The sequence below is a fragment of the Bradyrhizobium jicamae genome, assembly GCF_001440395.1.
GTDB lineage: Bacteria > Pseudomonadota > Alphaproteobacteria > Rhizobiales > Xanthobacteraceae > Bradyrhizobium > Bradyrhizobium jicamae.
This window is the reverse complement of the sequence record NZ_LLXZ01000054.1, coordinates 40,489-48,017: the sequence shown is the minus strand read 5'-3', so window position 1 is coordinate 48,017 and position 7,529 is coordinate 40,489. Positions and strand designations below refer to the sequence as shown.

7 protein-coding genes are annotated in these 7,529 nt (G+C 63.6%); 4 read left to right on the top strand and 3 right to left on the bottom strand.

The window, feature by feature from the left end; translation table 11 throughout:
• Window positions 1-972: hydrolase (locus CQ12_RS08585; RefSeq protein WP_245309808.1), on the bottom strand; the 972-nt coding region annotated here is incomplete at its 3' end.
• A 152-nt stretch (window positions 973-1,124) separates the two neighbouring features.
• On the opposite strand from CQ12_RS08585, the gene CQ12_RS08580 reads away from it, so the two are divergent.
• The 4 genes from CQ12_RS08580 (at window position 1,125) to CQ12_RS08565 (ending at window position 6,670) form a co-directional block, all read left to right on the top strand.
• On the top strand, window positions 1,125-2,804 hold the full coding sequence (locus tag CQ12_RS08580) for an MFS transporter (protein ID WP_057834879.1): 1,680 nt from the start codon (window positions 1,125-1,127) through the stop codon (window positions 2,802-2,804).
• A gap of 217 nt (window positions 2,805-3,021) precedes the next feature.
• Window positions 3,022-4,158: a TRAP transporter substrate-binding protein gene (locus tag CQ12_RS08575; RefSeq protein WP_057834878.1), complete on the top strand. Its 1,137-nt coding sequence runs from the start codon at window positions 3,022-3,024 to the stop codon at window positions 4,156-4,158.
• Between the two features lie 98 nt (window positions 4,159-4,256).
• Complete coding sequence (locus tag CQ12_RS08570) at window positions 4,257-4,925, top strand: TRAP transporter small permease subunit (RefSeq protein ID WP_057834877.1); 669 nt, start codon at window positions 4,257-4,259, stop codon at window positions 4,923-4,925.
• On the top strand, window positions 4,922-6,670 hold the full coding sequence (locus CQ12_RS08565) for a TRAP transporter large permease (RefSeq protein WP_057834876.1): 1,749 nt from the start codon (window positions 4,922-4,924) through the stop codon (window positions 6,668-6,670). The genes CQ12_RS08570 and CQ12_RS08565 overlap by 4 nt, the downstream gene beginning before the upstream one ends.
• Window positions 6,671-6,755: 85 nt before the next feature.
• Here CQ12_RS08565 and CQ12_RS08560 read toward each other — a convergent pair whose 3' ends face one another.
• Both CQ12_RS08560 and CQ12_RS08555 read right to left on the bottom strand, forming a co-directional pair.
• Window positions 6,756-6,983 carry a hypothetical protein gene (locus CQ12_RS08560; protein WP_057834875.1) on the bottom strand — a complete coding sequence of 76 codons (228 nt, stop codon included), beginning with the start codon at window positions 6,981-6,983 and terminating at the stop codon, window positions 6,756-6,758.
• Window positions 6,984-7,228: 245 nt separating this feature from the next.
• Complete coding sequence (locus tag CQ12_RS08555; protein WP_245309809.1) at window positions 7,229-7,456, bottom strand: hypothetical protein; 228 nt, start codon at window positions 7,454-7,456, stop codon at window positions 7,229-7,231.
• Window positions 7,457-7,529: the final 73 nt, after the last annotated feature.

The window sequence follows — 7,529 nt, the reverse complement described above, 5'->3', positions numbered from 1 at the left end:
GGCGCCGGTTTGCGACGAATGGATCGGACCGCCGCTCCGTTCGCCGGTATCGGGAGAGACGCGATAGATTTCGACCGTCGCGCCGGAGACAGGACGGTTGGTGACGACGCCGCCCGGCGTACCCGTCACCAATCCGCTCAGCCTGATTTCCGCTTCCGGCACGATCTCTATGCGCGACGGCTCGCGGCCTGCGATGAATTTATAGATCTCGCGAAACGCGCGCGGATGAAACGCGACCTCGCGATGATCGAGCACGCCGAGCACGAGGTTGGTCGCGCCTTTCAACGCAGGACCGTCCGACGTGACGCCGGTCGGCACGCCCGGCTTGCCGACAAAGCGGCCGTCGGCTTGCGCAAACTTATCGTTGCCGTCGCTGCGCAAGGTGAGGAATGCGGTGCCCGGCGTCACCTCGCTCTCACCCCCGTTCAGGCCACGCAGGAACGGGCCGCGGCCGTTGAACTCGCCGCCTAACCCCTCATCCCAATCGAAGATGCCGTGATTGGGAACGCCGCACAGCACGGCGTGACTGATGTCGGCGGCACCGCCATTCCTGATGTAATTGCGGATCGAATAGCCGCCGCGCGAATTACCGACCAGCGCAATACGCGCCGCGCCGGTGCGGCGCTGCAATTCCTTGACGGCGTCGCCGAGTTCGCGACGCTGGTCTTCGGTCGAAGAACGGTTCGGTTGCTCCACCTTGTCATCGGTGCGCGCGAGAGGATCGGTGAAACTGATGGCCATCATCCGATCGTGCGGCACGCCATTCGATTCCATCCGCCACAGCGTCGTGATCCAGAGCGCCGCATGGTCGCCATTGCCGTGCACGAACAGAACAGGCGGAACCGCACCCGCAACGGATGGCGTCGAAGCGGTCTGCGCCAGCGCGGAAAAGCTGAGATTGCCGGCAAGATTTCCCGCCAGCAAAGGTAGCGCGCCGGCACCCCTGAGCATGGTTCGCCGCGTCAGGCTCATTTGGGCTTCTCCCGTCATTTTTCAGTACCTTAGCTGTGCTCTAGCCATCCTCATAGCGACCTAACTACTGGACAGGACAAGGTTTTCGCAGGCATCTGTGAGGACTGCAGGAATCATCGTCCCCTCCTTTAGCAGCCCAACCGGAACCGGATATGACCGAACCGCCAAAGCGCTCCGACAGCATCACCGCACCGCTGCGGCACTCGGTGTTCCGGCGCATCTGGCTGGCAAGCCTGTTGTCGAACCTCGGCATCCTGATCCAGGGCGTGGGCGCCGCCTGGGCGATGACGCAGATGACGTCGTCTGCCGACAAGGTGGCACTGGTGCAGACCGCGCTGATGCTGCCGATCATGCTGATCTCGATGCCGGCGGGCGCCATCGCCGACATGCACGACCGCCGCGTGGTGGCGATGGTGTCGCTCTTGATCGCGCTGACTGGCGCGACCGCGCTGACCTTGCTGGCGTGGTTCAATATGGTCACGCCCAATATACTGTTGCTGTTCTGCTTCGTTGTCGGCACCGGCATGGCGTTGATGGGGCCGGCCTGGCAGTCGTCGGTCAGCGAGCAGGTGCCAGCCGAAACCTTGCCGGCGGCGGTCGCGCTCAACGGTATCAGCTACAACATCGCGCGCAGCTTCGGCCCGGCGATCGGCGGCATCATCGTCGCAACCGCGGGCGCGGTTGCCGCATTCGCCATCAATGCGGTGCTCTATCTGCCGCTGTTGATCGTGCTGTTCCTCTGGAAGCGGGTCCACGAACCGTCGCGGCTGCCGCGCGAGCGGCTCAATCGTGCGATGGTCTCCGGCGTGCGCTACATCACCAACTCGCCGGCGATCAGGATCGTGCTGACCCGCACGCTCGTCACCGGCCTGATCGGCGGCTCCGTCTCGGCGCTGATGCCGCTGATCGCGCGCGACCTGTTGCATGGCGGCGCGCAGACCTATGGCATCATGCTCGGCGCCTTCGGGATGGGCGCCGTGTTCGGTGCATTGAACATCGGCACGGTCCGCAAGCAGTTGAGCGGCGAGGCCGCGGTGCGCGCCTGCACGATCTCGCTGGCCGGCGCGATCGCCGCCGTCGCGCTCAGCACCAGCGCCGTCCTGACGGCGATCGCGCTGGTACTGGCGGGCGCGGTGTGGATGCTGGCGGTCGCGCTGTTCAATATCGGCGTGCAGCTTTCGGCGCCGCGCTGGGTGGCGGGGCGCTCGCTGGCGGCATTCCAGGCCGCGATTGCCGGCGGCATCGCGATCGGAAGCTGGGGCTGGGGTCATCTCACCGATATTTACGGCGTCGAGATCGCGCTGCTGGTCTCCGCCGGATTGATGCTGCTTTCCCCGCTGCTCGGCATCTGGCTGCGCATGCCGCCGGTCGGCGCGCGCTACGAGCCGCCCGCCGAAGCGCTGGCCGATCCCGAGGTGCGGCTGTCGCTGACGGGACGCAGCGGGCCCTTGGTGGTCGAGATCGAATATCGCGTCGCGCAGGACAACGCCCGCGCCTTTCACAATGTGATGCAGGAGGTGCAGCTCAGCCGACAGCGCAACGGCGCCTATGGCTGGTCGATCGCGCGCGACATCGCCGATCCCGAATTATGGACCGAGCGCTACCACTGCCCGACCTGGCTCGATTACCTGCGCCAGCGTAACCGGCCGACGCAATCCGAGCGCGCCTTGCACCAGAGCGCAATCGACTTCCATCTCGGGCCCGAGCCGATCCGCGTCCGCCGCATGCTGGAACGTCCCTTCGGCTCGGTCCGCTGGAAGGAGGACACCCCCGACCGCGCCGCCAACGAGGTCTTGCCTGTCGTCGCGACGGCCGCGGGCAGCAGCACGTAATTTTACGGAAGCGCCGCGATCACGTGGCTAGCTCGGCTGCGCTGTTAACCAGTCGGACGGCCCGGCTGGCGTCATGGGTTGCTGCCCACGGCCGTGCCGCAGCCTAACGCCGCATTGGTATAACGTATCCTTGCCAAAGCTCGGGCCCCGCCCGTAGAGTTCGCGCCAAGCAACAACGGCTGGCCGACCCAAGGCCGGCTCAACCGGGAGGATACAAATGACCAAGCCGACCAAGGACAATTCAACACGGCGCCGCTTCCTGAAAGTGGCCGCCGCGGGCGCTGCCACGGCCGTTGCCGCCCCGACCGTCGTCCGCGCCCAGGGGCCGATCAGCATGCGCTGGCAGAGCACCTGGCCGTCCAAGGACATTTTCCACGAATACGCCCTCGACTACGCCAAGAAGGTCAACGACATGACCGGCGGCGACCTCAAGATCGAGGTGCTGCCGGCAGGCGCCGTGGTGCCAGCCTTCGGCCTGCTCGATGCGGTATCCAAGGGCGTGCTCGACGGCGGCCATGGCGTGCTGGTCTATCACTACGGCAAGCAGACCGCTCTGGCGCTGTGGGGCTCGGGACCGGGCTTTGCGATGGACGCCAACATGCTGCTGGCCTGGCACCGCTATGGCGGCGGCAAGGAGCTGCTCGAAAAGCTCTATGCATCGATCAACGCCAACGTCGTCTCGTTCCCCTACGGGCCGATGCCGACGCAGCCGTTCGGCTGGTTCAAGAAGCCGGTTGCGAAGGTCGAAGACGTCAAGGGCCTGAAGTTCCGTACCGTCGGCATCTCCATTGACGTGTATTCGGGAATGGGTGCGGCCGTGAACGCACTTCCCGGCGGCGAGATCGTAGCAGCCATGGACCGCGGCCTGTTGGACGCTGCGGAGTTCAACAATGCCACTTCCGATCGCGTGCTGGGTTTCCCCGACGTCTCCAAGGTCTGCATGCTGCAGAGCTATCACCAGAACGCCGAGCAGTTCGAAATCATGTTCAACAAGGACAAGTACGCTGCCCTGCCGGACAAGATGAAGGCGATCATCGCCAATGCGGTGGACGCCGCATCCGCCGACATGTCCTGGAAGGCGATCGACCGCTACTCCAAGGACTATGTCGAGCTGCAGGGCAAGGACAACGTCAAGTTCTACAAGACCCCTGATGCGATCCTGAAGCGGCAACTCGAGATCTATGACGAGGTGGCGAAGAAGAAGTCTGCGGAAAACCCGCTGTTCAAGGAGATCGTGCAGTCGCAGATCGAATTCGCCAAGCGGGCGACGCAGTGGGAGCAGGACACGGTGGTGAGCCGCCGCATGGCCTACGACCACTATTTCGGGGCCAACGCCGCCGCGAAGAAGCTCTGACGCCAAAATAAACCCGGCTAGGCACCGTCCGGACCACCATCCGGACGGTGCCTGTGTTATGTTGGGACATCGTTTTCTCTCGCGCTAAACCGCATCACATGAACGTCCAGAGATTACTGCACACGATCGACGGCATCTCGACCTGGGTCGGCAAGGCATCCGCCTGGCTGATGATCCTGCTGATGAGCGTCGTCTGTATCGAAGTGTTCAAGCGCTACGCCGTGAACATGCCGACGGCGTGGATCTTCGACGTTGAAAACATGATGTATGGGTCGCTGTTCATGCTGGCTGGCGCCTATACGCTGGCGCAGAATGCCCATGTCCGAGGCGACTTCCTGTACTCCTCGATGCGCCCGCGCACGCAGGCCGCGCTCGACCTCGTTCTCTACTTCGTCTTCTTCATCCCGGGCATCGCCGCGCTGGTCTATGCCGGCTATTTCTACGCCGCGGATTCCTGGCACATCAACGAGCATTCCAACGTCACCGCGGACGGCCCGCCGGTCTACCACTTCAAGACGGTGATCCCGATTGCGGGCGCGCTGATCATGCTGCAGGGGATCGCCGAAATCATCCGCTGCATCGTGTGCCTGAAGACCGGCGAATGGCCGAGCCGCCTGAAGGACGTCGCCGAGACCGACGTCATCGAGGAGCAGCTCGCGCACTCTGAATACGTGGACGAGGAATCGCGCAAGATCGCCATCGAGGGGGCGGCGCGCATCGACGAAATGGCGCGGCAGCGCGGCATGGGTGGGGACCTGAACACATGAGCGATCCTGCACTCGGCCTGTTGATGCTGACGCTCATCGTCGTCGTCATCATGATGGGCTTTGCCACGGCCTTCACGCTGATGGGCCTCGGCATGTTCTTCGGCTTCATCGCCTTCTACGACCCGTCGCAGAACTGGACCCACAACAAGGTGTTCGAGCTGATGGTCCAGCGCACCTACGGCGCGATGACCAACGACGTGCTGATATCGATCCCGCTGTTCGTGCTGATGGGCTACGTGATGGAGCGTGGCGCGCTGGTCGACAAGATGTTCTATTCGATCCAGCTCGCCTTCCGCCGCCTGCCTGCCTCGCTCGCGGTCGCGACCCTGATCGTCTGCACCTTCTGGGGCATTGCCAGCGGCCTGGTCGGCGCGGTGGTGGTGCTGATGGGCGTCATCGCCTTCAACCCGATGCTGCGCGCCGGCTATGACGTCAAACTCGCCTCCGGCGTCATCACCGCCGGCGGCACGCTCGGCATCCTGATCCCGCCTTCGGTGATGATCATCGTCTACGCGGCGGTGGCGGGACAATCCGTCGTCAAGCTGTATGCGGCGGCGATGTTCCCAGGCTTCTTCCTGGCGTTCCTTTATCTCGTCTATATCGTCGGCTGGGCGATGATCAATCCGAAGGTCGCCCCGGCGCTGCCGGAGGAACAGACCCGCGTCCCGGTGCCGGAATGGATCACGAAATTCTCGACGCTGTATTCGCCGAACATGTTCGTCGGCCTGTTCAAGGCGCTGTTGTCGCCGGCAAAGGCGAAGACGGTTCTGATCGACGGCAAGCCGATGGGCTATGGCGCGATCGCGCAGAACTTCCTCGTCGCGCTGGTGCCATTCCTGCTGTCCGCGATCGCGCTCGCCACGGTCTGGTGGTATGTCGTGATCCACCAGCAGGCCGGCGCGGCGAGCGAAGCGGTCGAAGGCCTGCAACAGCTCGGCAGCGCGCCCGCGCCCAGCGAGGCGTCACCCGCCTCCAAGGGACCGGACACCCAGTTCTATATCTGGTTCGCGGTATCGGCCGTTGTGCTCGCGGCATGGACGCTGCGCTCTTACTTGCGCATGGGCGGCGAGCGCTTCGAGGTTCTCAAGCTCCTGACGTCTTCGGTGATGCCGCTCGGCATTCTCACCGTGGTGGTGCTCGGAGTGATCCTGTTCGGCATCACCACCGCCACCGAATCCGCCGGCGTCGGCGCGGCCGGCGCCTTCCTTCTCGCCTTCCATGCCCGCACGCTCGACTGGAAGCGCACCAAGGAAGCGGTGTTCCTGACCGCCAAGACCACCGCCATGGTGTGCTGGCTGTTCGTCGGCTCGGCGCTTTTCTCGGCGGTGTTCGCCATCCTCGGCGGCCAGGCGCTGCTGGAGAGCTGGGTGCTCTCGCTCAACTTGACGCCGCTTCAGTTCATGATCCTGTCGCAGGCGATCATCTTCGTCCTCGGCTGGCCGCTCGAATGGACCGAGATCATCATCATCTTCGTGCCGATCTTCCTGCCGATGCTCAAACATTTCGGCATCGACCCGATTCTGTGGGGCGTGCTGGTGTTCGTGAACCTGCAGGCGGCGTTCCTGTCGCCGCCGGTCGCGATGTCGGCGTTCTATCTCAAGGGCGTCGCGCCGAAACACGTCACGCTGAACCAGATCTTCGCCGGCATGATGCCCTACATGCTCATCGTCATCCTGTGCATGGCGATCATGTATGTCTGGCCGGGGCTGACGCTGTGGCTGCCGAAATATCTTTACGGCGGCTAGAGCATTTGAAAGTGCGCCCCGGATTTGATCCGGGGCGACGGTCGGTTCGCGTTACGAAGACCCGCGAAAAAATCCGAGTGCGATCTTACTGCCCGTGGCTCGCCAGCATCTGCTGGCAGCCCTTGCTGATCTTGGCGCGGTTCTGCTTCAGGCAGGCCAGCACGATCTGGTCGCCATCCTGCATCTGCGCGCGGCAGTAGCGCGAGACGTCGCGCGAGCAGGCGTCATGCCCTTTCTGCCGGTCCTGCTGGGACTGGGCCGCAGCGGCTGACGTAATCAGAACCAGGGGAATGACGAAAAGAATCTTGGTCATTTGCTATGCCTTTGCACCGGTAAAACGCAATCAGCGCGTTCTATCTTGTTTTCGAGCGGAGGGAACACCGTTTCGCGTCAGGAAAACGCCTCAAAACGGGAATCGAGCGCTGAAATCCGGGCTGGCAACGCATTTGTGATGGACGAAATCGCGCAGATCCTGCGCGTGGCGCTCCCCAAAACCTCAAGAAAAAACGCCTGCGTCGCATCGCCGCAAGCGTTTCCGGGAGCCGGACAGAGAGCCGATTACTGCGCGGCGAGCTTGCCCTTCTGGGCGGCGAGATCGCGATCCATCACGGTGCGGCAGCCCGCGCTCAGCTCGGCGCGGCGCTTGATCATGCAGGCGGTGATCTTCGGGATATTCGGGATTTCCGAGCTGCAGAGGCGGAACGCGTCGCCGGTGCACATCTGCTGCGCTTCGGAGCTGTAGGCAAAGCTCGCGGTCGACGAGGCGGCGGCGAAAGAGGTGGTCATGGCCAGCACTAAACTCACCTTGCGAACGGTATTGAAGAACATTGCGGTCATTGTCGGCTCCTGTTGGCCCGGC